Below are 25,266 nucleotides of genomic sequence, written 5' to 3'. Positions count from 1 at the left end.
GTCCGGTTCACCGCCTCAGCGGCCGTAGCGGCGCATGTCTTCGGCGTCGATATCGGCGCCGATCTTCGTCACCTCGGCGAGCATGTCGTCGATGATCTGGCCGTCGAGGCCGAAATCGGTGGTGATCCATTCACGCCATGCGGGCCGCGCGATGTCGGCCATCGCCTGCCGCTCGGAGGTGGGGAGCACATAGCACTCCTTGAATTCCTTGCAGGAGGTCTGCCAGCCGGCGATCGCCGCGAGAGAGGCGATGCCATGGCCGATCCCGATCGCCTCCTGCGCCGCGTGGATGACGATGGCCTGGTAGTCCTCGGGGAGCGACTGGAACCATTTCTCGCTGACGACCCAGGTCTGGGTGTTGTAGATGTGGCCGCTCAGGGTCGTGTAGTCGTTCACCTCCCAGAGCTTGAAATTCTCGCTGACGCCGGGCGCGTTGAACTGCCCGTCCGCGAGGCCGGTGGCGAGCGCGGTCACGACTTCACCCCAGGGAAGCGGCGTCGCGGAGGCCCCGAGCGCCTTCATCACGGTGACATGCGCCGGGTTTTCCTCGACCCTGATCTTCAGGCCCTTGATGTCGTCGGCGGTCTTGATCAGGCGCTTGTTGTTGGTGAAGGCGACGAAGCCGCCGCCATCGTCGAAAGTGCCGAGATAACGGAGCCCGGACTCCTCGGCGGAGTCGGACATGAAATCAGCGAACCAGGCGCCGTCCAGGAACGCGTGCGCGACGCGGTAGCTCGGGAAAAGGAAGGGCGCGGTGATCGCCTGATATTTCGGATAGAAGGACGACATCGCGCCCGAAGAGATCACGGTGGATTGCAGGAGCGCGCCGTCCTGCGCCTGCTTGCCGGTCTCGACCTCGGAGCCGAGCTGCATCGCGCCGAAGATCTGCACCTCGATGCCGCCCTCGGTCGCGGATTCGACGAGAGACTTGAAGTGGACGAGCGAGACCTGGACCTCATTGCTCATGGCTTCGGGCAGGATGTGCGCGATCGCCATCGTGTAGTCGGCCGCGTTGGACGCGCCGGCGCCGCCAATGATGAACGCGCTCGCAAAAAGGGCGCTTTTCAGCTTCCCGGCGGCGCGCGAAGTTTTTTGTCTGGTGATCGAAAATTGTCGCAGCATTTCGTCGCTTCTCCCTGTTCGACGCCGGATTCAAGGCGCCCGACGTATCAATCCATTAGTGGATGGGGCTCTCGGTCCCTGTCAACGTTTAAAACCCGCGCCGGCGCGGGAGGCGGCGGCGGTCAGGGCGTGAATCCGGCGAGAAGCCGGCGCAACTGACGCTCGCGGACCTGGCCGGCGGCGTCCTTTTGCGGCCACCAGCGGACGACGCGCTGCCCCTTTTCGGGGAAGCTCTCCTCCAGCCTCTCGACCTCGAGCGGAAAGAGATCGACGGCGAGGCGCGCCCATGTGCCGTCATCGCGGAATTTCAGCGTCTCGAACGCGCCGATCGGCTCCTCCGCGACGGCGCCGATCACGCCCGCCTCCTCCCAGGCTTCGATCGCCGCGCTCTCGGAGGCGGTCTTGTCGCGCATGCGCCCGCCCTTCGGGACGATCCATCGGCCGGTGCGCCGGGTGGTGATGAGCAGGATCTCTATCCCGTCGCCCGCCCGCCGCCAGCAGAGCGCGCCCGCCTGCCGTTTTCGCGAAGGGCGGAGCGCGGCGCGCGCGCGCGTCAGGCGACCTTTGAGTGAAGAACACATCCCCGCAGCTTACCCGGGATCCGGGGAAAGTCGATTGCCGGGCGCCGGAGTTTCTTCTAAGCCTGTCTCGGATCGCACGGAAACCGGAGGAGACGGCCATGGTCGCGGAACTGACTCATTTCATTGATGGCGCGCATGTGAAAGGGGCCTCGGGCCGCTTCGCGGATGTCTATAACCCGGCGACCGGGGAAATTCAGGCGCGCGCGCCGCTGGCGGATCAGGCGGAGGTGGACGCCGCCGTCGCCAGCGCGAAAGCCGCGCAGCCGGCCTGGGCCGCGGTCAACCCGCAGCGCCGGGCGCGGGTTCTGATGGAGTTCGTGCGGCTCTTGCACCGCGACATGGACAAGCTGGCCACCGCGCTCTCGCGCGAGCATGGCAAGACGCTGCCCGACGCCAGAGGCGACGTGGTGCGCGGGCTTGAAGTGGCGGAGTTCTGCATCGGCGCGCCGCATCTTCTGAAGGGCGAATTCAGCGAGGGGGCGGGCCCCGGCATCGACATCTACTCGGTGCGTCAGCCCGTCGGCGTCGCGGCGGGGATCACGCCGTTCAATTTTCCGGCGATGATCCCGATGTGGAAATTCAGCCCGGCGATCGCCTGCGGCAACGCCTTCATCCTGAAGCCTTCGGAGCGCGATCCGTCCGTGCCGCTGATGCTGGCGGAGCTGATGATGGAGGCGGGGCTGCCGAAAGGCATCCTCAACGTCGTCAACGGCGACAAGGTGGCGGTGGACGCCATCCTCGACCATGAGGATATCGCCGCGGTCGGCTTTGTCGGCTCGACGCCGATCGCGCAATATGTCTATGGGCGCGGAACCGCCTCGGGCAAGCGGGTGCAGTGCTTCGGCGGGGCCAAGAACCATCTGATCATCATGCCGGACGCTGATATGGACCAGGCGGTGGACGCGCTGGCCGGCGCCGGCTACGGCGCGGCCGGGGAGCGCTGCATGGCGGTCTCGGTCGCGGTGCCGGTCGGGGAGGAGACCGCGGACCGGCTGATCGAGAAGCTGGCGCCGCGGGTCGAGTCGATGAAGATCGCGCCCTACACCGGCGGCGAAGACGCCGATTTCGGCCCGCTCATCACCGCCGAGGCGAAAAAGCGCGTGCTCGGCCTGATCGACCGCGGTGTCGAGGAGGGCGCGAAGCTGGTGGTCGACGGACGCGGCTTCAAGATGCAGGGCTACGAAGACGGGTATTTCGTCGGCGGCTGTCTCTTCGACAATGTCACGCCCGACATGGACATCTACAAGACCGAGATCTTCGGCCCGGTGCTCTCCACCGTGCGCGCGGACAGCTATGAGACCGCGCTGAAGCTGGCGACGGACAACGAGTACGGCAACGGGGTCGCGATCTACACCCGCGACGGCGACACCGCGCGCGATTTCGTCAGCCGGGTTCAGGTCGGCATGGTCGGCGTGAACGTGCCGATCCCGGTGCCGCTCGCCTATCACACCTTTGGCGGCTGGAAGAAATCGGCCTTTGGCGATCTCAACCAGTACGGGCCGGACGCGTTCCGCTTCTACACCCGCACCAAGACCGTGACCTCGCGCTGGCCGTCCGGGGTGAAGGAGGGCGCGGAGTTCAATTTTCCGTCATAGGTCATAGGGAAAAAGAAGCCCGGCCCGGAGCGATCGCTCCGGGCCGGGCCTCGGCGTTCGGTCGGGCGCGGCTCAGGCGGCCGCGGCGCGCCGGCGCCGGCTGACGAAGCCGAGCAGGCCAAGCCCGCCGAGCAGCAGCGGCAGCGCCGCCGGAACCGGAACCGGAGAGGGCGGCGGCGTGACCCCGGTCGAGTCGAGGAAGACGCCCGAGCTGGACGTGTAGGTGACGCCGGGGTCCGCATCGATCCCGAACGTGCCGGTGTTCATGAAGTCCATCATGATGCTGATGTCGTTCTGGTTGGTCGCAGCCGCGATCGATAGCGAGGCGAAGACGTCGTACCGCTTGTTCGCCTCGACGGTGATCGAACCAGAAAGCGTCCGGTCGACGTCGAAGAACGTGTTTGACGGCGTTGCGCCGGAGGATGTGCCGTAGTCTTGGGCGAACGTCCGGGAGATGAGCGCGCCGCCCAGCGAAGTGAAGTTCTGATAGGTCGCGCCCGCGGTCGAATCGTAAACGAAGAGATTGGCGAAGACGAATGCGCTGTATCCCGTCGCCAAGGGCCCGTTCAGCAGATCGGACACCTCGATGGTTCCGTCGAAGTCGAAGGAGAAGCTGACATTCGTGCCGGCCGCGTCGGGGGAGAAGGCCACGCGCTCGCCGAACGAGGCGCCAGACTGGCCGTTGCTCTGGGCGGACGGGATATTCGTCCGCGCCTTGACGGTCCCGTCATCCAGGTCGACCGTGGACTGGAAATTGGTCCCGAAGTTCTGCGAGGCGTTCGTCGCCCCGTTCTGCTGAAGGCCGTCGATAAGGCCGCCGGCGCCCACCTGGATAAACGGCCGTACGAAATAGGAGGCCGCCTCCGCGCTTTGAGGCAGGGAGAATCCGGCGATCGCCAGAGCCGCACCTGCGATAGTCAAATGTTTCATCATGTCTTTGGATCCTTTCCCACGGGGTCCCCCCCCACTCACCACAGCGCGGACGTGATCTGAGCCGGCCCGCCCGCAGCCATCGCGAGGCTCCGGGCGGAGACTGACCACAGTGGATACCCCTGGGTGGCCAGAACCGATAACTTATGCCTTTGAGCGCCCCCGCATCGCCGTGACGACGAATTCAAATTTACACTGCACTCCACATGCGAACAAAATTTGATGAAAATTAATGATCTAGATATGTGGCGATTCGCCGCAGTTTTTCGACGCGAAAATGATTTCTGTTTTTATGTGCGCCCACAATGGATTGCGCGCATTTCAGAAAGTGAAGGATCGTATGACGATGCAGGGCTTCGGCTGATTCGCGGCCACGGCTCCATCTGGCGCGTTCGCCTCACGGAAGAGTTGACGCGCGGAAGATCGCGCGCATGCCGAAGCCCGGGAGCGGGCCGGCGGGCGGCGTTCGACGCTGCGGCGCCCCCCTTGCGTCCCGCCCGATGGCCGGGTCATTCTGCGACGGTGAAAGAACCGGTGGTCATCATCGACTTTGAAAGGCGCGGCCTTCATGTTGATCCTGAACCGCCGGCGCGCGGCGTCACGGGCCCGGAGGATAGACCATGGATTTCGCCTTAACCGAGGAACAGCAGGCCATCTTCGACATGGCCCGCGCCTTTGGCCAGGAGGAGATCGCGCCGAATGCGCGCGCGTGGGAGGCGGAGGGAACCATCCCGAAAGCGCTCTGGCCGAAGGTCGCCGCGCTCGGTCTCGGCGGCATCTACGTCTCCGAGGCGCATGGCGGCTCCGGGTTGACCCGGCTCGATGCGACGCTGGTGTTCGAGGCGCTGGCGATGGCGTGCCCCGCGACCGGCTCCTTCCTCTCGATCCACAACATGTGCGCCGGCATGATCGACCGTTTCGGCTCGGACGAGATGAAGGCGGCGTGGCTGCCCCGGCTCTGCTCGATGGAGACGGTGATGTCCTATTGCCTGACCGAGCCTGGCTCGGGCTCCGACGCGGTGGCGCTCCGGACGCGGGCGGCGCGGACCAATGACGGCTGGGCGCTGACCGGGACCAAGTCCTTCATCTCCGGCGGCGGCTATTCCGACGCCTATCTGGTGATGTGCCGGACCGGGGAGGAGGGCGCGCGGGGCGTCTCCGCGATCATCGTCGAGGCGGGGGCGGACGGGCTCTCCTTCGGCGCCAAGGAGGAGAAGATGGGCTGGCGCGCGCAGCCGACGACGGAGGTCCGGCTGGAGTCCGCCGCGGCGCCGGCGGCCAATCTGGTCGGAGAGGAGGGGCGCGGCTTCGTCTATGCGATGGCGGGGCTGGACGGCGGGCGGCTGAACATCGCCGCCTCCGCGCTCGGCGGCGCGCAGGCGGCGCTCGACGCGGCGCTGCGCTACACCGGAGAGCGGCGCGCCTTCGGCAAATCCATCGACCAGTTCCAGGGCCTGCAATTCCGGCTCGCCGATATGGAGACGCAGCTTCAGGCGGCGCGGGTGTTCCTGCGGCAAGCGGCGTGGAAGCTGGATCAGGGCGCGCCGGACGCGACCAAATTCTGCGCGATGGCGAAGCGCTTCGTCACCGATGCGGCGTTCAACGTCGCCAATGACGCGCTGCAGCTTCACGGCGGCTACGGCTATCTCGCCGATTACGGCATGGAGAAGATCGTCCGCGATCTCCGGGTGCATCAGATTCTGGAGGGGACCAACGAGATCATGAGGGTGATCATCGCCCGCGCGCTCCTGGCCGAACGGGAAGGGCGCGCGGCGTGAGCGACATCCTGGTCCGGATCGAGGGCCGCGCGGGGCGGATCACGCTCAACCGGCCGAAGGCGCTGAACTCGCTCACATACGACATGCTGCGCGCGATCGACGCCGCGCTCGACGCGTGGCGCGAGGATGAGCGCGTCGCGCTCGTGCTGATCGACGCGGCGGGCGAGCGGGCCTTCGCGGCGGGCGGCGATATCGTCGATCTCTACGAGACCGGCCGGGCCGGGGATTTCGCGTTCGGGCAGGCGTTCTGGGCGTTCGAATATCGGCTGAACGCGAAGATCGCGAATTATCCCAAACCTTATGTCGCGATCATGCATGGCTTCGTCATGGGCGGCGGGGTCGGCGTCTCCGCGCTCGGCTCGCACCGGGTGGTGACGGACGGCACCGAGGTCGCGATGCCGGAATGCGGCATCGGGCTCGCGCCGGATGTCGGCGGCTCGAAGCTCCTCGCCTCGGCGCCGGGGCGCGCGGGCGAGTATCTCGGCATGACCGGGGCGCGGATGGGGCCGGGCGACGCGATCCATGCGGGCTTCGCCGATGTCTATGTCCCGAAAGACCGGCTGGAGGCGTTGAAGGCGCGGCTGATCGAGACCGGCGACGCCGGCGAGATCGGCCGGTTCGCCGCCGCCCCCGAGAGCGGCGATCTGGTCGGCGCCGAGGCGCGGATCAACGATGTTTTCGCCGCCCCGAGCGCGGTGGAGATCGAGGCGCGGCTGGAGCGGGACGCGAAGGCGGGGTCGGCATGGGCGGAGAAAACCCTCAAGGCGCTGCGGCGCGCCTGCCCGCTCTCGGCGGCGGTGACGATGGAGATGGTGCGCGCCGCGCGGGGCATGACGCTGGAGCAGGCGCTCACGCAGGAGTACCGCTTCACCTCCCGCTGCATGGAGGAGGGCGAATTTCTGGAAGGGGTGCGCGCCGCGGTGATCGACAAGGACCGGGCCCCGAACTGGGCGAAGCCGCGTCTTTGCGACGTGACGGCGGCGGACGTGGCGGCGATGCTCCGCCCGGCCGAGACGGGCGACCTGACATTTGAGGGAGACAAGTCATGAAGATTGGATTCATCGGCCTTGGCAACATGGGGAGGCCGATGGCGGCCAACCTTGTGAAGGCCGGCCATGAAGTGACGGGGTTCGATCTCCAGCCTTTCGACGTTCCGGGGGTTGCGCGCGCCGCTTCGGCGGCGGAGGCGGCGGCGGGGCGCGACGCGGTGCTGACCATGCTGCCGAACGGCGCGATCCTCGGCTCGGTGATGGCGGAGATCATCCCGGCGGCGACGAAAGGCGCGGTGCTGATCGATTGCTCGACGGTCGATGTCGCGGCGGCGAAGGCGGCGCATGAGGCGGCGGAGACGGCCGGATTCCTCTCGGTCGACGCGCCGGTCTCCGGCGGCGTCGGCGGGGCGGAGGCGGGCACGCTCACCTTCATGTGCGGGGGCTCGGACGCCGCCTTCGCCGCGGCCGCGCCGCTGTTCGAGATCATGGGCGGCAAGGTCGTCCATTGCGGCGCGGGCGGCGCGGGGCAATCGGCGAAGATCTGCAACAACATGATCCTCGGCGCGACGATGATCGTGACCTGCGAAGCCTTCGCGCTGGCGGACAAGCTCGGGCTCTCCCGGCAGGCGATGTTCGATGTCGTCTCCACCTCCTCGGGGTATTCATGGTCGATGAACGCCTATTGCCCGGCGCCGGGGATCGGGCCAAAAAGCCCGGCCGACAACGACTACAAACCCGGCTTCGCCGCGGCGCTGATGCTGAAGGATCTGACGCTGGCGCAGGCGGCGGCGGCGGATGCGGGCGCGGCGACGCCGCTCGGCGCTCACGCCCGGGCGCTTTACGACGATTTTGTGGCGGCGGGAGGCGGAGACAAGGATTTCTCCGCGATGCTGCCCCGCCTGATGAAGATGACGAGGGAGTGATTTCATGAGCGAGACCGTGATCGTCGAGCGGCGCGGCCGCGTCGCGACGCTTCGGCTGAACCGGCCGGAGGCGCTGAACGCGCTGAACAAACAGATTCTGACCGAGATGCTGGAGAAGGCCGCCGCGCTGGATGCGGACCGCGACATCGGCTGCCTGATCGTCACCGGCTCGGAGAAGGCGTTCGCCGCCGGGGCGGACATCAAGGAGATGAGCGACAAGTCCTTCATGGACATGTATTACAGCGACGCCTTCTCGGGCTGGGACGGCTTCGCGAAGATGCGCACGCCGAAGATCGCGGCGGTTTCGGGCTATGCGCTCGGCGGCGGCTGCGAGTTGGCGATGATGTGCGATTTCATCATCGCCGGCGAGGGCGCGAAATTCGGCCAGCCGGAGATCAAGCTGGGCGTGATCCCCGGCATGGGCGGCTCGCAGCGCCTCGCCCGCGCCGTCGGCAAGGCGAAGGCGATGGACATGGTGCTGACCGGCCGGATGATGGGCGCCGAGGAGGCGGAGCGCGCCGGCCTCGTGAGTCGGGTCGTCCCCGACGCGAACGTGATGGATGAGGCGATGAAGGCGGCGGAGACGATCGCCTCCTATTCGAAGCCCTCCACCATGGTCGCGAAAGAGGCGGTGGACCGGGCGTTCGAGACCACGCTGGCGGAAGGGCTGCACTTTGAACGGCGGGTCTTTTTCGGCCTGTTCGCGACCCAGGACCAGAAGGAAGGGATGAAGGCCTTCACCGAAAAGCGAAAGGCCGATTTCAAGCACGAATAGGGCGGGCGGCGCGGCCTCGCTCCCCCACGGAGCGAGGCCCGGCTTCCTCACCGTCTCTCTTCTGAGGGATGGAGCGACGCGGCTGTCCTCACGTCGCCTTTGCCCGTAGAAGCGCCCTGCGTTAGATCATTCGATCAGACCGAAGACACGCCTGAAAGGACGAGCAATGTCGGAGAAGAAACTCGATCGGATGTTGTCGCGGGGTGTGCGGACTGGCGCTGTGGAGATGGTGTATCCGTCGGGCGAAGTCCGCCGATATGGCGACGGAAGCGCGCCGGTGGCGCGGCTGCGCATCGCGGATTCAGCGGCGGTGCGCGGCATATGGATGGATCCGGCGCTGAAGGTGCCGGAGCTCTACATGGAGGGGCGGCTGGTTGTGGAGGAGGGCGACCTCTTCGACTTCCTGATTCTGGTGAAGAAGAACGGCGCGCGCGGCTTCGTGACTTTCCCCTCCATGGCGCTCGGGGTCGGGCGCATGCTGAACGGCGTCCTCCGCCGGCATCTGCTCCCTGAGCGCGCGAAGCGGAACGTCGCGCATCATTACGACCTGGATGAACGGCTGTTCCGGCTCTTCCTCGATGAGGATCTCCAGTATTCCTGCGCCTATTACGAGACCGGCGACGAAACGCTGGAAGAGGCGCAGCGGAAGAAGAAGCGCCATATCGCGGCGAAGATGCAGCTCGAGCCGGGACGCAAGGTGCTCGATATCGGCTGCGGCTGGGGCGGCATGGGGCTGTATCTGGCCAGGGTGGCGGGCGTCGGCGTCACCGGCGTCACGCTGGCCGAGGAGCAGCTTCGGGTCGCCAAGGAGCGGGCGAAAGCCGCGGGGATGGAGAAGGACGCGACATTTCTGCTTCAGGATTACCGGAAGGTGGAGGGGCGGTTCGACCGGATCGTATCCGTCGGGATGTTCGAACATGTCGGCTCACAAAATTATGATGAGTACTTCAGGACGATCGAACGGCTCCTGACCGACGATGGAATCGCGGTGGTGCACGCCATCGTCCGGGCGAAGCCGAACCGGTTCGACGCGCCCTTCATCGACAAGTACATCTTCCCGAACGGCCATATCCCGAGCCTTGGGGAGACCTTCCCGGCCATCGAGAAGACGAAGCTTCTGGTGAAGGATGTCGAAATCCTGACGATGCACTACGCGGACACTCTGAAGGAGTGGCGCAAGCGATTCCACGCGAATCGAGAGGCGGCGCTGGCGCTTTACGACGAAAGATTCTTCCGGATGTGGGATCTGTATCTGATGGCGTCCGAGATCAGCTTCCGGTACGGCAAGCTGGCCAATTTTCAGATCGTGCTCACCCGCCGGCACGCCGAAGCCCCACGAAGCCGGGCCTATATCGCCGCCGCCGAGGCCGAACTGGCCGCGGCCGAGGCCAGGGTCGACGCGGAGATCGCGGCGGGCGCGAGGGCGCCTGCGACCGCGCCCGGCCTCGACGCCGCCGGCGGGGGGGCTTAAGGAGTCGAAGCCGGAAAAACGGAGCCCAAGCCGATGCCCGCATCAGCAATCTCGCCTGTCGTGCTATGCATTCTGGATGGCTGGGGCTGGCGCGCGGAGCGTGAAGGGAACGCTCCGGCGCAGGCCCACACCCCGAATTACGATGCGCTGGTCGCGGCGCAAACGCCTGCGATGCTGGCCTGTTCCGGCCCCGATGTCGGCCTGCCGGCGGGGCAGATGGGCAATTCCGAAGTCGGGCACATGAATATCGGGGCCGGGCGCGTGGTCTGGATGGATCTGCCGAAGATCGATCGCGCGATCGAGGATGGATCCTTTCGCGCCAATCCGGAGCTGAAGGCCTTCGCCGCCGCGCTGAAGGCGAGCGGCGGGACCGCGCATCTGATGGGGCTGATGAGCCCCGGCGGCGTCCATGCGCATCAGCGCCATATCGCCGAAGCTGCGAAGGCGTTGGCCGCGCAGGGGATTCCGGTCGCGCTGCATCTCTTCACAGACGGGCGCGACACGCCGCCGACGAGCGCGGCCGGCTATCTGGAGACGTTCGAGGCGGATCTCGGCGGCGCCGGGCGCGTCGCCACGGTTTCCGGCCGCTTCTACGCGATGGATCGGGACAAGCGTTGGGAGCGGGTGGGGGCGGCCTATTCCGCGATCGTTCACGGCGAGGGGGCGGCGGCGGCGAGCGCGGCGGCTGCGATCCGGGCCGCTTATGAGCGGGGCGACACGGACGAGTTCATCACGCCGACGGTGATCGGCGGCTACAAGGGCGCGGCGGCGGGCGACGGCGTTCTCTTCCTCAATTTTCGCGCGGATCGGGCGCGGGAGCTGCTCTCCGCGCTCGGCGATCCGGAGTTTGACGGGTTCGCCGTTCCCGGACGGCCGCGCTTCGCGGCGATGGCGGGCCTCGTCGAGTATTCGGAGCGGCACAACGCGTTCATGTCGACGCTGTTTCCGGTCGCGCCGATCGTCAACACGCTCGGCGCATGGGTTTCGGCGGCGGGGCGCCGCCAGCTTCGCATCGCCGAGACCGAGAAATATCCCCATGTCACGTTCTTTCTGAACGGCGGCGAGGAGGCGCCCGCGGTTGGCGAGACCCGGGTGATGGCGCCGAGCCCGAAGGTGCGGACCTACGATCTCGCGCCGGAGATGGCCGCGGCGGAGGTGACGGCGGCGCTGGTCGAGGGGATCGAAGCCGGCCATGATCTGATCGTGGTGAATTACGCCAACCCCGACATGGTGGGCCATACCGGCGATCTTCAGGCCGCGATCCGCGCCTGCGAGGCGGTGGACGAAGGGCTGGGGGCCGCGCTGGCGGCGCTTCGCCGGGCGGGGGGCGCGATGATCGTGACGGCCGATCACGGAAATTGCGAGATGATGATCGACCCGGAGACGGGCGGCTCGCACACGGCGCATACGGTGACGCCCGTGGCGGCGCTGCTGGCCGGGGTTCCGGGGGCGGCGCTTGCCGGGCCCGGGCGGCTCGCCGATCTTGCGCCGACGCTGCTCGACCTGATGGGGCTTGCGCCGCCGCCCGAGATGACCGGCCGGTCGCTTCTCGTTCGCTGATGCGGAAAGCCGCCCTCCTCCTCGCGGCGATAGCGCTGGCCGGCGCCGGGGCCGAGGCCGGAACGCCCGGTCGGGCGGCGGACATGCTGGAGAAGGCGCGGGCGTTCCTCGCGGCGGCGCGCACGCCGGAGGAGCGGCTGGCCGCGCTCGGGCGCGCGGCGCAGGCGGAGGAGGCGGCGCTGGCCGCGCTCCGCGCCGATCTTCGCCGGGGGGCCGACCGGCGCGCGGCGATCGAGAGCGGGCTCCATGCGAAACGCCGGCGGCTGGCCGCCATTCTCTCGGCGCTGCAGCGGATCGAGCGCGCGCCGCGGGCGGCGGCGCTGGCGCATCCCGGCGGCGTCGTGGCGGGGGCGCGGGCGGGGATGATGCTGGCGGCGCTGGCGCCGGAGCTCGAAGCGGAGGCGGCGACGCTGCGCGCGGCGCTGGCGGAGCTCGATGAACTGGCGGCGCGGCGCGCGGAAGCGGCGGCGGCGGCGCGCGCGGCGCTCGGAGCGTTGCAGCGCCGGCGCGCCGAAATCGCCAGGTTGCTGGACCGTGGAGAGGAGGGCGGCGCGGCGGCGGGCCGGCTGGCCGCCGAAGGCGCGGCGCTGGCCCGATCGTCCGAAACGCTGAGCGCGCTCGTCGCGCTGCTTCCGGCGGCGCCGGGCGCGGATACGCCGGGCGCCGCGAGATTCACTGCGGCGCGGGGCGCGCTGCCGCCCCCGGTCGAGGGCCGCCTGAAGGCGGCGTTCGGCGCGCCGACGCCGGGCGGCGGGCGGCTTGAAGGGGTCGCGCTCGCGGCGCCGCCCTACGCCATGGTTTACGCGCCGTGGCGCGGAGTGATCCGCTTCGCCGCTCCGTTCGGCGAGGACGGCGTGGTGGTGATGCTGGAGCCGGAGCCGGATGTCCTGATCGTGTTCTCGGGTCTCGCCGCCGCGATGAGGGAGCCGGGCGACCTGGTTCTGGCGGGAGAGGCGATCGGCGCGCTCGGCGGGCCGGCCCCCGCCGCGGAAGAATTTTTGCTTGCGGCGACGACGCCGGTTGAAGCCATCGGCCGGGAAACGCTCTATATGGAAGTGAGACGAGGCGGCGCGCCGGTCGATCCGGCGATCTGGTTCGAGTTCGAAACAGAGGAAGGTGACAGATAATGAAACAGGCGTTCAACGCTGCGATCGGCGGCGCCGCGCTCGGCATTCTGGCCGCGACCCAATTCGCGGCGCCGCTCGCCGCCGAGGAGCGGGGCGCGCGCAGCACCTACGAGCAACTCGACCTTTTCGGCGATATCTTCGAGCGGATCCGCAGCCAGTATGTGGAGGAGGTGGACGAGGAGAAATTGATCGAAAGCGCGATCAACGGGATGCTCTCGTCGCTTGACCCGCATTCGAGCTACCTGCCGCCGAAGGGCTTCGAGGACATGCAGGTCCAGACCAAGGGCGAGTTTGGCGGGCTCGGCATCGAGGTGACGATGGAGAACGGCGTCGTGAAGGTGGTCGCGCCGATCGACGAGACGCCCGCCGCCGAGGCGGGGATCGAGTCGGGCGACTACATCACCCAGCTGGATGGAGAGCCGGTTCTGGGCCTGACCCTGTCGGAGGCGGTCGAGAAGATGCGCGGCGGCGTCGGCGAGAAGATCGTGCTGACCATCGTCCGCGAGGGCGAGGACGAGCCGTTCGACGTCGCCATCGTTCGCGACACGATCAAGATCCGCGCGGTGCGCGCGCGCGCCGAAGGCGATGTCGGCGTGATCCGGATCACCACCTTCAACGAGCAGACATACGAGAATCTCGAATCCGGAATCGAGGAGGTGAAAACCGAGATCGGCCCGGACCGGATCAAGGGCTATGTCATCGACCTTCGAAACAATCCGGGCGGGCTGCTGAACCAGGCGATTTCGGTCTCCGACGCGTTCCTGGAGGCGGGAGAGATCGTCTCGACCCGCGGGCGCAACCTCGAGGACAGCGAACGCCACAACGCCGAGCCGGGCGATCTGACCGAAGGCAAGCCTCTGGTCGTGCTGATCAACGGCGGGTCCGCCTCCGCGTCGGAGATCGTCGCGGGCGCATTGCAGGATCATCGCCGCGCGATCGTCGTCGGCGAGAAAAGCTTCGGCAAGGGCTCGGTCCAGACGATCATGCCGCTTGGCGGCGAGGGCGCGATCCGGCTGACGACGGCGCGCTATTACACGCCGTCAGGCCGGTCGATTCAGGCGCTCGGGATCGAGCCGGACATTCTGGTGGAGCAGATCAAGCTGAAGCAGGACGACACGGAGGACTCGCCGACCGCGTTCCGCCGGTCCGAGGCGGATCTCCGCGGCAGCCTGAAGAACCAGCTGACCGAAGAGGAGCAGCGGCTGCTGAAGGAGGAGCATGACCGGCATGTGGCGACGGCGAAGCTTCGCGGCGAGGATCTTCAGCTCGCCTATGCGCTCGACCTCCTGACCGGGCTCTCCATCTATACGGAGGCGCGGTGAGGCCATGGCGGAGACGAGTCGAAGGATGAGCGCGGCGGAGATCGCCGCGCTCCCCTACCGGCCATGCGCCGGGCTGGTGCTGATGAACCGCGATGGCGCGGTGTTCGCCGGCAAACGGATCGACAACCCCGCCGACGCCTGGCAGATGCCGCAAGGCGGCGTCGAGCCGGGGGAGGCGCCGCGCGTCGCGGCCCTGCGCGAATTGAGCGAGGAGACCGGCGTCAGGCCGGAGCGGGTGAAGCTCCTCGCCGAATCGCCGGACTGGCTCCCCTACGATCTTCCGTATGACCTGGTTCCGAAGCTCTGGAACGGGCGCTTTCGGGGGCAGAAACAGAAATGGTTCCTGCTGCGCTTCATGGGCGACGATCGCGAGGTCGTCATCGATGGCGACACGCCCGAGTTCAGGGAATGGGGCTGGTTCGCGCCCGAGACGCTGATCGACAAGATCGTGCCGTTCAAGCGGCCGGTCTATGAGGCGGTGTTCGCGACCTTCGCGGGCAAGATCGGGCCCGGTTGACGAGGCCCGCCCGGCGAATGCGCAGGACGAGCGCGTCCGCTCCATATTTTCGCCGAACTGGTCTATGATCCCGCTCCGCGCTGACGAGCAGTAGAACAAAGAGGCGTGCGTGGCCCGAAAGTCGAAGAAATCCGCCGGAAAGCGGGCGGGGAGCGCGCCGCGCGCCGTGCGGGCGTCGGGCTTCGACCGCGTGATCGGCGGCGTTGTGAAATGGATGTTCCGGCTTCTGTTCAGGATCGGGCTCCGTCTGGCGCTGATCCTGCTGCTGATCCTCGGCGGGGCGGTGGGATATTATCTCTTCAAGCTGCCGCCGGCGTCGGAATTGCTGGATGCGCGCACGCATGGCTCCGTCACGATGCTGGACCGGAACGGGGACGTGTTCGCGTGGCGGGGGGCGCAGTTCGGCGGCGAGATCGGGCCGGGGGACGTCTCTCCGTATCTGGTGGAGGCGATCCTGGCGGCGGAGGACCGGCGCTTCTATTCGCATTTCGGCATCGATCCGCGCGGCCTCCTGCGGGCCATGGTGGCCAATGTCCGGGCCGGCGGGTTCGTGCAAGGCGGCTCCACGATCACGCAGCAGGTGGCGAAGAACGTGTTCCTCACGTCCGAGCGCACGCTGGAGCGCAAGCTGAAGGAGGTTCCGGTCGCGCTGGCGCTGGAGCTGAAATACACCAAGGATGAAATTCTCTCGATCTACATGAACCGGGTCTATCTCGGCGCGGGGGCGACCGGGTTCGAAGCGGCCGCGGAGCGCTATTTCTCCAAATCCGCGAAGTTCCTGACCATTCCCGAGGCGGCGATGCTGGCGGGGCTGCTGAAAGCGCCGAGCCGCTTCGCGCCGACCTCAGATCTCGGGCGCGCGGAAGGGCGGGCGGCGGTGATCATCAAGGCGATGGTCGAGACCGGCGCGATCAGCGAATCCGAGGCCGTCGCGGCGCTGGCGCGGCCGGCGCGGCTGTCAACGGCGGCGGCGCGGCGGACGGGCGGCCATTTCGCCGATTGGGTGATGGACAGCGGCCCCGCCTTCCTCACCGCGACGACGACGGAAGACGTCCGGATCGCGACGACGTTCGACGCGAAGATCCAGGCCGCCGCCGAGGCGGGGCTGGCCGAGGTTTTCGAGACCAAGGTCAAGCCCGGCAGCCCGGCGGAGGCGGCGGTGGTGGTGATGAGCCCGGCGGGCGAGGTTCGCGCCATGATCGGCGGGCGCGATCCGAAGGCCGGCGCCTTCAACCGCGCGGTGCAGGCGCTCCGTCAGACCGGGTCCGCGTTCAAGCCCTTCATCTACGCGGCGGCGCTCGAGGCGGGTTTCTCGCCGCTCGACGTCATCGTCGATCGGCCGCTGACGATCGATGTTCCCGGCTCCGGCCCCTGGAGCCCCGAGAATTACGGCGGCGGCTACGCCGGCCCGGTGACGCTGACGACGGCGCTGGCGCGCTCGATCAACACGGTCGCGGTTCGCCTGTCCGAACGGGTGGGCCGGGAGAGGGTGCGCCGCCTCGCCGCCGCCATGGGGATCACCACGCCGCTCGCCGATGGCCCGGCGCTGGCGCTTGGGGTGTCGGAATCGACTCTGCTGGAGATGACCGGAGCCTATGCGGCGATCGCGAATGGCGGCCGCCGCGCGACGCCGCGCGGCATTTCGGAGATCACCATTCGCGGCGACGCGGAGCCGGTGATGTCCGCGCCGGAGACTGGCGGGGGCGAGCGGGCGCTCTCGGCGGAGACGGCCGGACAGTTGACCGGAATGATGGAGGAGGTGATCCGGAGCGGCACCGGCCGGCGCGCGGATCCGGGGCGCCCGGCGGCGGGCAAGACCGGCACGACGCAAGCCGCGCGCGACGCCTGGTTCATCGGATTCACCGCCGATTACGTGATCGGGGTCTGGATGGGGAAGGACGACAACGAGCCGCTGGCGGGCGTCACCGGCGGCGGCCTGCCGGCGGAGATCTGGCGCGAGGTCGCGGTCAGGATTCATGAGGGGCTGCCGCCGCGCCCGTTGAAGACGCGGCCGCCGAGAGGCCCGGCGATGGCGGCGGATGATGACGCGGGGGCGGCGCGGCCGTCCTCATCCTCCGACGACGGCGTCGTCACCTCGGTGCTGAAGGATGTGATCAACCTTCTGGGAGGCGGCGGCGGCGGCGAGCGGGGCAGGGAAGAGCGGTCCGAGCCGATCAACCGCTGAGATTCCGGGCCGGAACAGCCGCGCGCCGGATGGCCTCGCCGCCGCCCGGCGCTTTTTCATGGCGAAGATTTGGGATGGAAGGGCGCCGAGACGCGGCGCCCTGGTTTCCGGCCTCAGATCAGGCCGATCTTCTTTCTGATCGCCTCGTCGCGGAGCGAGATGTCGCGGCCATGGAATTCCGCCGCCTCGGGGCCGGCGGCCCAGGCGATTCCCCGCGCCGCCCATTGGGGCGGGATATGAACGGAGGGATCGAGCTGCGAGACCGGATTGATCCCCGACGCCCGGATCGAGACCTGCATCTCGGTCGCCACGGTGCCGGGGCTGAGCCCGAGAATGCGGATCCCGGCGCCGGCCTGCTCCAGGTCCACCGTGCGGGTGAGCATCAGGACCGCCGCCTTCGACGCGCAGTAGTGGCTCCACCCTTCGAGCGGGTTCACCGCCGCGCCGGAGGAGACGTTGACGATGACGCCGGCGCCGCGCGCGCGCATGCGCGGCAGCGCGGCGTGGAGGCCGTGGAAGACGCCTTTCAGATTCACATCCACCACCTGGCTCCAGGCGGCGGGGTCGATGGTCTCGAGCCGGCCGATCGGGTCGATGGCCCCGGCGTTGTTCACCAGAATGTCGAGCGGGCCGAAGGCGGATTCCGCCCGGGCGACGGCGGCTTCGACGTCGCTGTAGCGGGTCACGTCGCAGGCGACCGCCTCCGCCCGTCCGCCGGCGGCGCGGATTCGCTCCGCGAGCGCCTCCGTTTCATTTGTGGTCCGGGCGGCGAGGATGACGGCGGCGCCGGCGTTCGCGAAAACCTCCGCGGTCGCCGCGCCGATGCCGCGGCTGGCGCCGGTGATCAGCGCGGTCTTGTCTTTCAGGTGTCGCATCGTTTCATCCCTCCTCGTTCGCATCGAATCGGTAGCGGTGAAGATCCGGCCCTTCGACCCGCAACCAGTCTCTCTGGCGCTTCCAGTTCGGCCGGAGCCGAGTCACCAGCGCCCAGAATCGGGGCCCGTGGTTCATCTCCAGAAGATGCGCCGCCTCATGCACTGCGACATAGTCCAGCACGGCCGGCGGCGCCATCGCCAATCGCCATGAGAAGCTGAGGTCGCCGCGGCTGGTGCAGGACCCCCAGCGGCCCTTCTGATCCCTGAGGGAGATTCTTCCGAATTTCGCGCCGATCTCCGCCACAGAATCGGCGACGATCGGGGTGATCGCGGCGCGCGCGCGCTCCTTCAGCCAGGCGGCGGCGCGCGGGCCGGGGGCGCCTCGCCCGTAAAAGGCCAGGGTCTCGTTTTCGATGCGGGGGGCCCGCCGCAGGCCGGGCCGGGATTCGATCAGCAGCATCCGCCCCGCGACAGGGAGTTGCGCCCCGGGGGCGATCCGGATCTGGGCAGGCGCGCGCGCAAGCGCCGCGCGAAGCCAGTCGGCCTGACGCATGAGGAACATCCGCAATTCCGGATCGGCCGCATGAGGCGGCGCGGTCAAGCGGGGCGGCGCTCCAGTGCGCGGCACGGTCAGCGTCAACCTCCGCGCGCGGGCGGAGCGATGAACGGTGACGAGAATATCCGGATTTTCCAGACGCAGATGCGTCGCCATCGGCGCGCTATTGGGCGGCGACGCCAGCCGCGTGCGGCGCCCCGTTCATGGCCTGCGCCGATGCGGAATCGCACCGGTTCTCCGAGATGAAACCGGCGACTTTCGGGTGAATCGAGGACCGGAAGCGCGAACCGGTGAAGATGCCGTAATGGCCGACGCCCGACTGCTCCCAGTGGCGTTTCCGATCGTCGGGGACCGAGGAGCAGAGATGAAGCGCCGCGCTCGTCTGGCCGCGCCCGGTGATGTCGTCATGCTCGCCCTCGACCGTCATCAGCGCGACATCGGTGATCGCGTCCGGCCGAATCCGCCGCTCGCCCCGATACGCCATCCTGCCGGTGGGCAGATCATGCCTCTGGAACACCACTTCGATGGTTTCGAGATAGAATTCGGCGGTCATGTCCATAACCGCGCGGTACTCGCGATAGAACGCCTTGTGGTTGTTCACACTCTCTTCGTCGGCCTCTTCATCCACGAGACGCAGATATTGCTTCATGTGCGCGTCGAGGTGACGGTCCAGATTCATGGACATGAAGCCGGAGAGTTGGAGAAAGCCGGGATAGACCGGCCGCATGAAGCCCAGATTGGGATAGGGCACCGTCGTGATCACGTTCTGCTCGAACCAGGAGAGCGGATTTGTGGTCGCCAGCACGTTCGGCTCGGTCGGATTCTTCGTCGTGTCGATCGGGCTGCCCATCAGAACGACGGAGGCGGGGCGCTCGGGCGCGCAATCCTCCGCCATCATCGCGGTCGCGGCCAGAACCGGAACGCCGGGCTGGCAGACCGCCATGACCGCCGGGCGCTCGCCCGCCGTCGCGCAGAGCGCGCCGCAGAATTCGCGAATGTAGTCGATATACTCATCCAGGCCGAATCGCCCTTCGGAAAGCGGCACGTCGCGCGCGTCGATCCAATCGGTCACGTAGACGTCATGCTCGGTCAGCATCTCGCGAATCGTGCCGCGGAGAAGCGTGGCGAAATGGCCCGACATCGGCGCGACGATCAGAACCGGCGCGTCGCGCCGCGAAGTCAAACCCTCGCGGCGGAAATGCAAAAGGTCGCAGAACGGCTTTCGGAGCGCGACCTCTTCGACAACCGCGCATGGCGCGCCGTCAACCACCACCGAGTCGATGCCGAATTCGGGCTTGTCGTAGCGTTTGGTGACGGAGACGAACATCTCCATCATCGCTGCGGTTGCGCGCGCAGGCAGACTCGGCGCCAACGGATTGAACGGATCACGGAGCGCCTGCATCGTCATCGTGGCTGCGCTTCGCCACGGCGACATCGCCGCATGAGTACACTCATACGCCTGATAAGTTTGATAAATCAAGATGCTTATCCCCCGTGTTGCATCCGCTTCGCGCCAGTTTTGCGCCCGATGGCGTCGCGTTGGGCAGACCCTAAACCAGCTTTCCGCACCGCGGCAAGAAAATTTCGCATCTGCGGCGCCAGCGGGAAGATTAGTACAAGGGAATTAATTTGCGCTTTCCTTTTGACTAGCGCGGCGACTTATGGCAATCCGCCGCTTCCTTCGAATCGACATGTTCTGCGCTTGGGAGCTCCAATGCCCAAAGACGAATGGGGTGTTAAACGCCTCTGCGCCGCGTGCGGCGTCCGCTTTTACGATCTGGGTCGCGATCCGGTCGATTGTCCGTCCTGCGGCGAGACATATACGCCGCCGGTCTCCACGGTGGTGAAAAGTCGCGTCTCCAAGGCGACCGCGAAGAAGACCGCGGACGACGTGGAGGATGATGATGACGATCTCGACGTCATCGAGAAAGACGATGACGACGACGATGATCTCGACATCATCGGGAAGGATGACGACGACGACGACGTGGATGTGGCGCCGAAGGGCGTCATCCCCGGCGATGATGATGACGAGGACGATGACGAGGTCCCGGTCATTGACGATGAGGCCGACGAAGACGACGAAGCCGATGACGACGACGCTCTTCTTCCGGACGACGACGACGACGACGATCTGGGCGAGTTTTCCAAGGTCGACACGAAGCACAAGGATATCTGACGATACGGCGCTCCGCTTCCGCGCACCCCATTTTGGGGGTTGCGTGGGCGGCGGAGCGACCCTAATGAGTGTCCATCGTCAGGGCCTCGCCCGGCGACGAACTTGGGGGCCATAGCTCAGTTGGGAGAGCGCTTGCATGGCATGCAAGAGGTCAGGGGTTCGACCCCCCTTGGCTCCACCACGTTCCTTCGAAGGCGGGCTGCGGCGCGCCATCAACCTCACCGCCGGAAATCCGCGCCGCTCGATGAGCGCCTGATGATTTCAGCGGAATTCTTGTGATCTTGCCGAAACATTCAGCCGCGCCGGCGGAGATATTGGCGCGCGCGCCGATTCCCTTCGGCCCTTCCCCTCAGGCCCGAACAATGGAATCCTTCACAGGGCCGATGACCTCTGCGAGGTGAAGAAGCGCGTCGATCCGACGCTGTCGCGCCAGGAGAGACGTAGTGGAAAGCCTGATCAGCAAACCCCCCGTTCACGATCCTGAGATGACAGATTGCGAAATCGCGTGACCACCGATCCCCCCGCCGCGACCGAAGAGGTCGCGTTCAGCCGCGTCGGAGCGCGGCTTGTGGCGGCGGGCCGGTTGCACATCGAGGTCCTGGAAGGTCTGGACCGGGCCAGGGTCCGGGAAATGGCCCGCGGCGCCTCGGTCATCGACATCGCGAATCTGAGCCGAATGGACACCGCCGGGGCGTGGTTTCTGGTCGATCTGCAACAGCATGCGTCCGGAGGCGGCGCCGACGTCGTGATCGAGGGCGGGGACGAGGCGCAGACGCCGCTGATCGAAACCGTTCGGCGCAACATGCCTCCGGGCGCCGCGGCCGGCTCCGGCGCGCTGTCGATCGGCGACCGGCTGGAGGCTTTCGGGCGCAGGGTCGCGCGCGGCGGGCGGACGGCGGTCGAGCTGTTCTCGTTTCTCGGTCAGGTGATGGCGACGCTGGGGGGAATCCTGATCCGCCCGCGCCGGTTGCGTCTGACCTCGCTTGTCCATCACTGTCAGGAGGTCGGGCTGAACGCCGTGCCCATCGTGGCGCTGATGGCCTTCCTGATCGGCGTGGTCCTGGCGTTCCAGGGGGCGGCGCAGCTGCGCCAGTTCGGCGCCGAAGTCTTCGTCGTCGATCTGATCGCGATCTCGGTCCTGCGCGAGCTGGGGATCCTGCTGACGGCGATCATCGTCGCCGGGCGGTCGGGCTCCGCCTTCACCGCCGCCATCGGCTCGATGAAGATGCGCGAGGAGATCGACGCGATGCGCACCCTCGGGCTCGATCCGGTGACGATCCTCGTCGCGCCGCGGGTTCTCGCGCTGATGCTGATGCTGCCGGCGCTCGGGTTCATCGCCGACATGGCCGGGCTGATCGGCGGCGCGGTGATGTCATGGATCGAACTCGGCGTGTCGCCGGCCGTGTTCCAGTCTCGGCTCGTCTCGAACACCGATGTCTGGCATTTCGGCGTCGGGATGATCAAGGCGCCGTTCTTTGCGCTGATCATCGGCGTCATCGGCTGTTACGAGGGCATGATGGTGGGCGGAAACGCCGAATCCCTGGGGCGAATGACATCGACCTCGGTCGTGCTGTCGATCTTCATGGTCATCGTGATGGACGCGCTGTTCTCGATCTTCTTCGCTCTGGTGGGCGTGTGATGACCGAGGCGCGGGAAGATCACATCATCCGGGTTCGCGGGCTGGTGACGCGGTTCGGGACGCATACGGTGCATGATGGCCTGGATCTCGACGTGCGGCGCGGCGAGATCATCGGGGTGGTCGGCGGATCCGGCACCGGCAAGTCGGTCCTGCTGCGGGCCATCGTCGGCTTGCTGAAACCGAACGCGGGCCAGATCGAGGTGTTCGGAGAAAGCGTGCGCGACACGCCCGAGGACGAATATCGCCGCTTGCGCCGCCGCTGGGGGGTGATGTTCCAGGACGGCGCGCTGTTCTCATCGCTGACCGTGCGCCAGAATGTCGAGGCGCCGATGCGCGAACAGCTGCATCTGGACGACGCCCTGCGCGAGACGCTGGCGGGCATCAAGGTGCGCATGGTCGGCCTGCCCGAAGACGCGCAGGAGAAGTTTCCGTCGGAGCTTTCCGGCGGCATGCGCAAGCGCGCCGGTTTCGCGCGCGCCATCGCGCTCGACCCCGAGATCGTATTTCTCGACGAGCCGACGGCCGGGCTCGACCCGATCGGGGCGGCGGCGCTCGACGTTCTGATCAAGCAGTTGCAGGCGGCGCTTGGCCTGACGGTGTTTCTCGTCACCCATGACCTCGACAGCCTGCACGCGATCTGCGACCGGGTGGCGGTTCTGGCGGACAGGAAGGTTCTCGCGGTCGGCACCCTGCAGGATATGCTGGAGGTTGATCACCCTTGGGTCCGTGAGTACTTTCATGGCCCGCGGGCCCGGGCGGCGACCGCGTCGGCGCGGTCGCCAGGAGCAAGATGATGGAGACCCGGGCGAATTTCATCCTGATCGGGGCGTTCACCCTGATGGCGATCCTCGGAACGCTGGGGTTCTTCATCTGGCTCGCGAACGTCCAGATCGACAGGCAATACACGACCTACGGCATCCTCTTTGACGATGTCTCCGGGCTCAATCCGTCGGGGGACGTCCTCTTCAACGGGATTTCCGTCGGCAAGGTGATCGATCTCAGGATCTACGAGAAGGATCCCGCGCGGGTGCTGGCGACGGTGGAGATCAACGCGGAGACGCCGGTGCGCGTCGATACGGTCGCGCAGTTGCAATCGCAGGGCGTGACCGGCGTCGCCTATATCTCCCTGTTCGGCGGCGCGCCCGACGCCGCGCGGCTGACATCCTCGGATGGGGAGCTGCCGATCATCAAGTCCCGCCGCTCGACCGTGCAGACCCTGGTCAGGGACGCGCCCGACCTGTTGGCGGAGACCATGCGTCTGCTGCAACAGTTCCGCGCCCTGACCGGGCCGGAAAACCAGCGCTATGTGACGAATATCCTGAAGAATCTGGACGCTTCGTCCGGTCGGCTGGATCAGGCGCTCACCGATTTTTCGAGCATCACCGGAACCGTGAGCGACGCCACCGGGCAGATCACGCGGTTCACCGGCCGGCTGGACAGACTCGGCGCCTCCGCCGAAACCACGCTCGAACGGGCCGACGCGGCGTTGGCGTCGGCCCAGCATGCCTTCGACGCGACCCGCGCTACTCTTACATCGTCGACGGCGGCGATCGACAGCGTCGAAGGGACTTTCGATGCGGCGCAGACGATCCTGCGCGAACAGGTTCCCGCCATTTTGGCCCAAGTGTCTCAGGTGGTCGGCCAGATCGATAGCGCGGTCGCGGATCTCCAGAGCCGGTCCGGCGAAACCCTTGACGGGTTTGGCGAAACCGCCACCCTGCTGAACGCGCGGCTGGCGGAGATGGAGCAGACCCTGCGGGACGCCAACACGGCCTTCGCCGCGATCACGGGCGCGTCCAAGAGTTTTGACACGCTGATCGTCGGGGACGGCGCGCTGCTGGTCGCTGAAGCGCGCGACGTGCTGGCGGGCGCCAAATCGGCCATCGCCACGATCGAATCCGTTGTCCTGAACGATGTGCCGGTCGTCGTCGCCGATATCCGCGGCGCCGTGGCGACGGCCTCGGATGCGGTGGATCGGATGGCGGCGGATCTGACCGGCCTGACCGGGCGCCTGGATCCGCTGGCCGGCGGGGCCGAACAGGCGCTGGCCTCCGCCAATGCGCTGTTGCAACGGGCGCAGATCAGCCTCGACGCGCTCGATTCCGCCCTCGCCGGGGCGGGCGGCGCGCTCGCCTCCGCCGAGACCGCCTTTGACGCCGCGACGACGGTGATGACCACGGATCTCGATCCCGTCCTCAGCGACATTCGCGCCGCCTCCAGCCGGATCAGCGTCGCGGTCGAGGATGTGGCGCGCGATGTTCCGGCCATCACGGCGGACCTGCGCGCCCTGATCGCCCGGGCCGACGCCGTCGTGGCCCAGTTTCAAGGCGCCGTCGCCGCCAGCGCGCCCGGGGTCAGCGATTTCGCCCGCACCGGCCTGCCCGAGTTGACGCGGCTCGGCGCCGAGGCGCGCGGCCTGGTCGCCTCGCTCAACAGCCTCGTGCGCCGGATCGAGCGCGACCCCGCGCGGTTCCTGCTGAACGAGCGCGTTCCCGAATACCGGAGATGACACGATGTCCCCCATGACCATGACGCGACGGGCGGCGCTTCTGAGCGGGATTTCCGCTCTGGGCGGATGCAGCGCGGTGTCGGTGCTGAATTCGGCGTCTCAGCCCCTCGCCACCTATGACCTGTCGCCGGCGGCGGGCGCCAAATCCGGGCGGCGGACGTCGCGGACGCTGCTGATCGCCCGGCCCGAGGCGCCGGCGTCCATCGCCGCCGACCGCATCATGGTCAAGCCTGACGCGCTCTCCATCACCTATCTGCCCGACGCGAGATGGGCGGATGAATTGCCGCTCGTGCTGCAATTCCTGCTGATCCGCAGCATCGCGGGGACGGGGCGCATCGGCTATGTCGGGCGCGGCGAGGGCGGGCCGGCGCCGGACACCGCGCTGCTGGTCCGTATCGATGCGTTTCAGGTCGAGGCGACGCCAGCCGGCGCGTTCGAGGCGGCGGTCGACATCACATTGACCGCCCTGAACGACCGGGACCAGCGCGTGATCGCGACGCGCGCTTTCGCGCGGACCGCGCGCGCGGCGGACGATCGCCCCCCCTCCATCGTCGCCGCCTTTCAGGGCATACTCGACGATCTTCTTCCCGAGATGTCCGACTGGGTTCTGGAGCGCGCCTGAGAGACGCG

At 67.5% G+C, this 25,266-nt stretch carries 22 protein-coding genes and 1 tRNA gene; 17 read left to right on the top strand and 6 right to left on the bottom strand.

The genetic code is table 11. From position 1 onward, the window contains the following. Positions 1-15 precede the first annotated feature (15 nt). Together dctP and WG921_RS08575 are read right to left on the bottom strand one after the other, a co-directional pair. A complete protein-coding gene (dctP, locus tag WG921_RS08580) occupies positions 16-1,122 on the bottom strand; it encodes a TRAP transporter substrate-binding protein DctP (protein WP_340108799.1) in 1,107 nt (368 codons plus the stop codon). 122 nt (positions 1,123-1,244) lie between these two features. Further along, entirely contained in the window at positions 1,245-1,703 is a 459-nt protein-coding gene (locus tag WG921_RS08575) for an NUDIX hydrolase (protein ID WP_340108798.1), read from the bottom strand. Between the two features lie 98 nt (positions 1,704-1,801). Here WG921_RS08575 and WG921_RS08570 point away from each other — a divergent pair, with 98 nt between their 5' ends. Continuing rightward, on the top strand, positions 1,802-3,298 hold the full coding sequence (locus WG921_RS08570) for a CoA-acylating methylmalonate-semialdehyde dehydrogenase (RefSeq protein ID WP_340108797.1): 1,497 nt from the start codon (positions 1,802-1,804) through the stop codon (positions 3,296-3,298). Between the two features lie 72 nt (positions 3,299-3,370). Here the strand turns inward: WG921_RS08570 and WG921_RS08565 are convergent, their stop codons facing one another. After that, positions 3,371-4,228 (bottom strand): PEP-CTERM sorting domain-containing protein, encoded by an 858-nt coding sequence (locus tag WG921_RS08565; RefSeq protein WP_340108796.1) that lies wholly within the window; start codon positions 4,226-4,228, stop codon positions 3,371-3,373. Positions 4,229-4,848: 620 nt separating this feature from the next. Here WG921_RS08565 and WG921_RS08560 point away from each other — a divergent pair. From WG921_RS08560 to WG921_RS08515, 10 genes are all read left to right on the top strand, one after another. Further along, complete coding sequence (locus WG921_RS08560) at positions 4,849-6,006, top strand: acyl-CoA dehydrogenase family protein (protein ID WP_340108795.1); 1,158 nt, start codon at positions 4,849-4,851, stop codon at positions 6,004-6,006. Then, positions 6,003-7,055, top strand: a complete 1,053-nt coding sequence (locus tag WG921_RS08555; RefSeq protein ID WP_340108794.1) for an enoyl-CoA hydratase/isomerase family protein — start codon at positions 6,003-6,005, stop codon at positions 7,053-7,055. The genes WG921_RS08560 and WG921_RS08555 overlap by 4 nt, the downstream gene beginning before the upstream one ends. Beyond that, positions 7,052-7,921, top strand: coding sequence for a 3-hydroxyisobutyrate dehydrogenase (mmsB, locus tag WG921_RS08550; RefSeq protein ID WP_340108793.1), 870 nt, complete (start codon positions 7,052-7,054; stop codon positions 7,919-7,921). The genes WG921_RS08555 and mmsB overlap by 4 nt, the downstream gene beginning before the upstream one ends. Before the next feature lie 4 nt (positions 7,922-7,925). Beyond that, the gene (locus WG921_RS08545) at positions 7,926-8,696 is read left to right on the top strand and encodes an enoyl-CoA hydratase (protein ID WP_340108792.1); all 771 of its coding nucleotides are present in this window, start codon (positions 7,926-7,928) and stop codon (positions 8,694-8,696) included. Between the two features lie 166 nt (positions 8,697-8,862). Further along, complete coding sequence (locus tag WG921_RS08540; protein WP_340108791.1) at positions 8,863-10,167, top strand: cyclopropane-fatty-acyl-phospholipid synthase family protein; 1,305 nt, start codon at positions 8,863-8,865, stop codon at positions 10,165-10,167. A 33-nt stretch (positions 10,168-10,200) separates the two neighbouring features. Continuing rightward, positions 10,201-11,727: a 2,3-bisphosphoglycerate-independent phosphoglycerate mutase gene (gene gpmI, locus WG921_RS08535; protein WP_340108790.1), complete on the top strand. Its 1,527-nt coding sequence runs from the start codon at positions 10,201-10,203 to the stop codon at positions 11,725-11,727. Next, complete coding sequence (locus WG921_RS08530; RefSeq protein ID WP_340108789.1) at positions 11,727-12,854, top strand: murein hydrolase activator EnvC family protein; 1,128 nt, start codon at positions 11,727-11,729, stop codon at positions 12,852-12,854. Before gpmI ends, WG921_RS08530 begins: the two co-directional genes overlap by 1 nt. Beyond that, positions 12,854-14,176: a S41 family peptidase gene (locus WG921_RS08525; RefSeq protein ID WP_340108788.1), complete on the top strand. Its 1,323-nt coding sequence runs from the start codon at positions 12,854-12,856 to the stop codon at positions 14,174-14,176. Before WG921_RS08530 ends, WG921_RS08525 begins: the two co-directional genes overlap by 1 nt. Positions 14,177-14,201: 25 nt before the next feature. Continuing rightward, complete coding sequence (locus WG921_RS08520; protein ID WP_340108787.1) at positions 14,202-14,693, top strand: RNA pyrophosphohydrolase; 492 nt, start codon at positions 14,202-14,204, stop codon at positions 14,691-14,693. 109 nt (positions 14,694-14,802) lie between these two features. After that, positions 14,803-16,878 carry a transglycosylase domain-containing protein gene (locus tag WG921_RS08515; RefSeq protein ID WP_413788571.1) on the top strand — a complete coding sequence of 692 codons (2,076 nt, stop codon included), beginning with the start codon at positions 14,803-14,805 and terminating at the stop codon, positions 16,876-16,878. A gap of 113 nt (positions 16,879-16,991) precedes the next feature. On the opposite strand, the gene WG921_RS08510 is transcribed toward WG921_RS08515, so the two are convergent. Genes WG921_RS08510 through WG921_RS08500 form a run of 3 tightly spaced genes read right to left on the bottom strand, consistent with a single transcriptional unit; the run spans position 16,992 to position 19,789 of the window. Next, positions 16,992-17,753 carry an SDR family oxidoreductase gene (locus WG921_RS08510; protein ID WP_340108786.1) on the bottom strand — a complete coding sequence of 254 codons (762 nt, stop codon included), beginning with the start codon at positions 17,751-17,753 and terminating at the stop codon, positions 16,992-16,994. A gap of 4 nt (positions 17,754-17,757) precedes the next feature. Continuing rightward, on the bottom strand, positions 17,758-18,465 hold the full coding sequence (locus tag WG921_RS08505; protein ID WP_340108785.1) for a M48 family metallopeptidase: 708 nt from the start codon (positions 18,463-18,465) through the stop codon (positions 17,758-17,760). Between the two features lie 7 nt (positions 18,466-18,472). Then, positions 18,473-19,789 (bottom strand): polyhydroxyalkanoate depolymerase, encoded by a 1,317-nt coding sequence (locus tag WG921_RS08500; RefSeq protein WP_340108784.1) that lies wholly within the window; start codon positions 19,787-19,789, stop codon positions 18,473-18,475. Between the two features lie 234 nt (positions 19,790-20,023). Between WG921_RS08500 and WG921_RS08495 the strand changes: the two genes are divergently transcribed. The 6 genes from WG921_RS08495 to WG921_RS08470 all read left to right on the top strand — a co-directional run bounded on the left by WG921_RS08495 (position 20,024) and on the right by WG921_RS08470 (position 25,258). After that, positions 20,024-20,488 (top strand): FYDLN acid domain-containing protein, encoded by a 465-nt coding sequence (locus tag WG921_RS08495; RefSeq protein ID WP_340108783.1) that lies wholly within the window; start codon positions 20,024-20,026, stop codon positions 20,486-20,488. A 105-nt stretch (positions 20,489-20,593) separates the two neighbouring features. Beyond that, positions 20,594-20,669 (top strand) — tRNA-Ala (locus tag WG921_RS08490). A 324-nt stretch (positions 20,670-20,993) separates the two neighbouring features. Further along, positions 20,994-22,127, top strand: coding sequence for an ABC transporter permease (locus WG921_RS08485; RefSeq protein WP_413788570.1), 1,134 nt, complete (start codon positions 20,994-20,996; stop codon positions 22,125-22,127). Next, on the top strand, positions 22,127-22,921 hold the full coding sequence (locus tag WG921_RS08480) for an ABC transporter ATP-binding protein (protein ID WP_340108782.1): 795 nt from the start codon (positions 22,127-22,129) through the stop codon (positions 22,919-22,921). The genes WG921_RS08485 and WG921_RS08480 overlap by 1 nt, the downstream gene beginning before the upstream one ends. Further along, complete coding sequence (locus WG921_RS08475; protein WP_340108781.1) at positions 22,921-24,636, top strand: MlaD family protein; 1,716 nt, start codon at positions 22,921-22,923, stop codon at positions 24,634-24,636. Before WG921_RS08480 ends, WG921_RS08475 begins: the two co-directional genes overlap by 1 nt. A 13-nt stretch (positions 24,637-24,649) precedes the next feature. Next, complete coding sequence (locus tag WG921_RS08470; protein WP_340108780.1) at positions 24,650-25,258, top strand: ABC-type transport auxiliary lipoprotein family protein; 609 nt, start codon at positions 24,650-24,652, stop codon at positions 25,256-25,258. Positions 25,259-25,266: the final 8 nt, after the last annotated feature.

Origin of the sequence: Paludibacillus litoralis (genome assembly GCF_037646705.1) — a bacterium.
Classification (GTDB): domain Bacteria; phylum Pseudomonadota; class Alphaproteobacteria; order Rhodobacterales; family Rhodobacteraceae; genus Pikeienuella; species Pikeienuella litoralis.
This window is presented reverse-complemented; position numbering and strand designations above follow the sequence as displayed.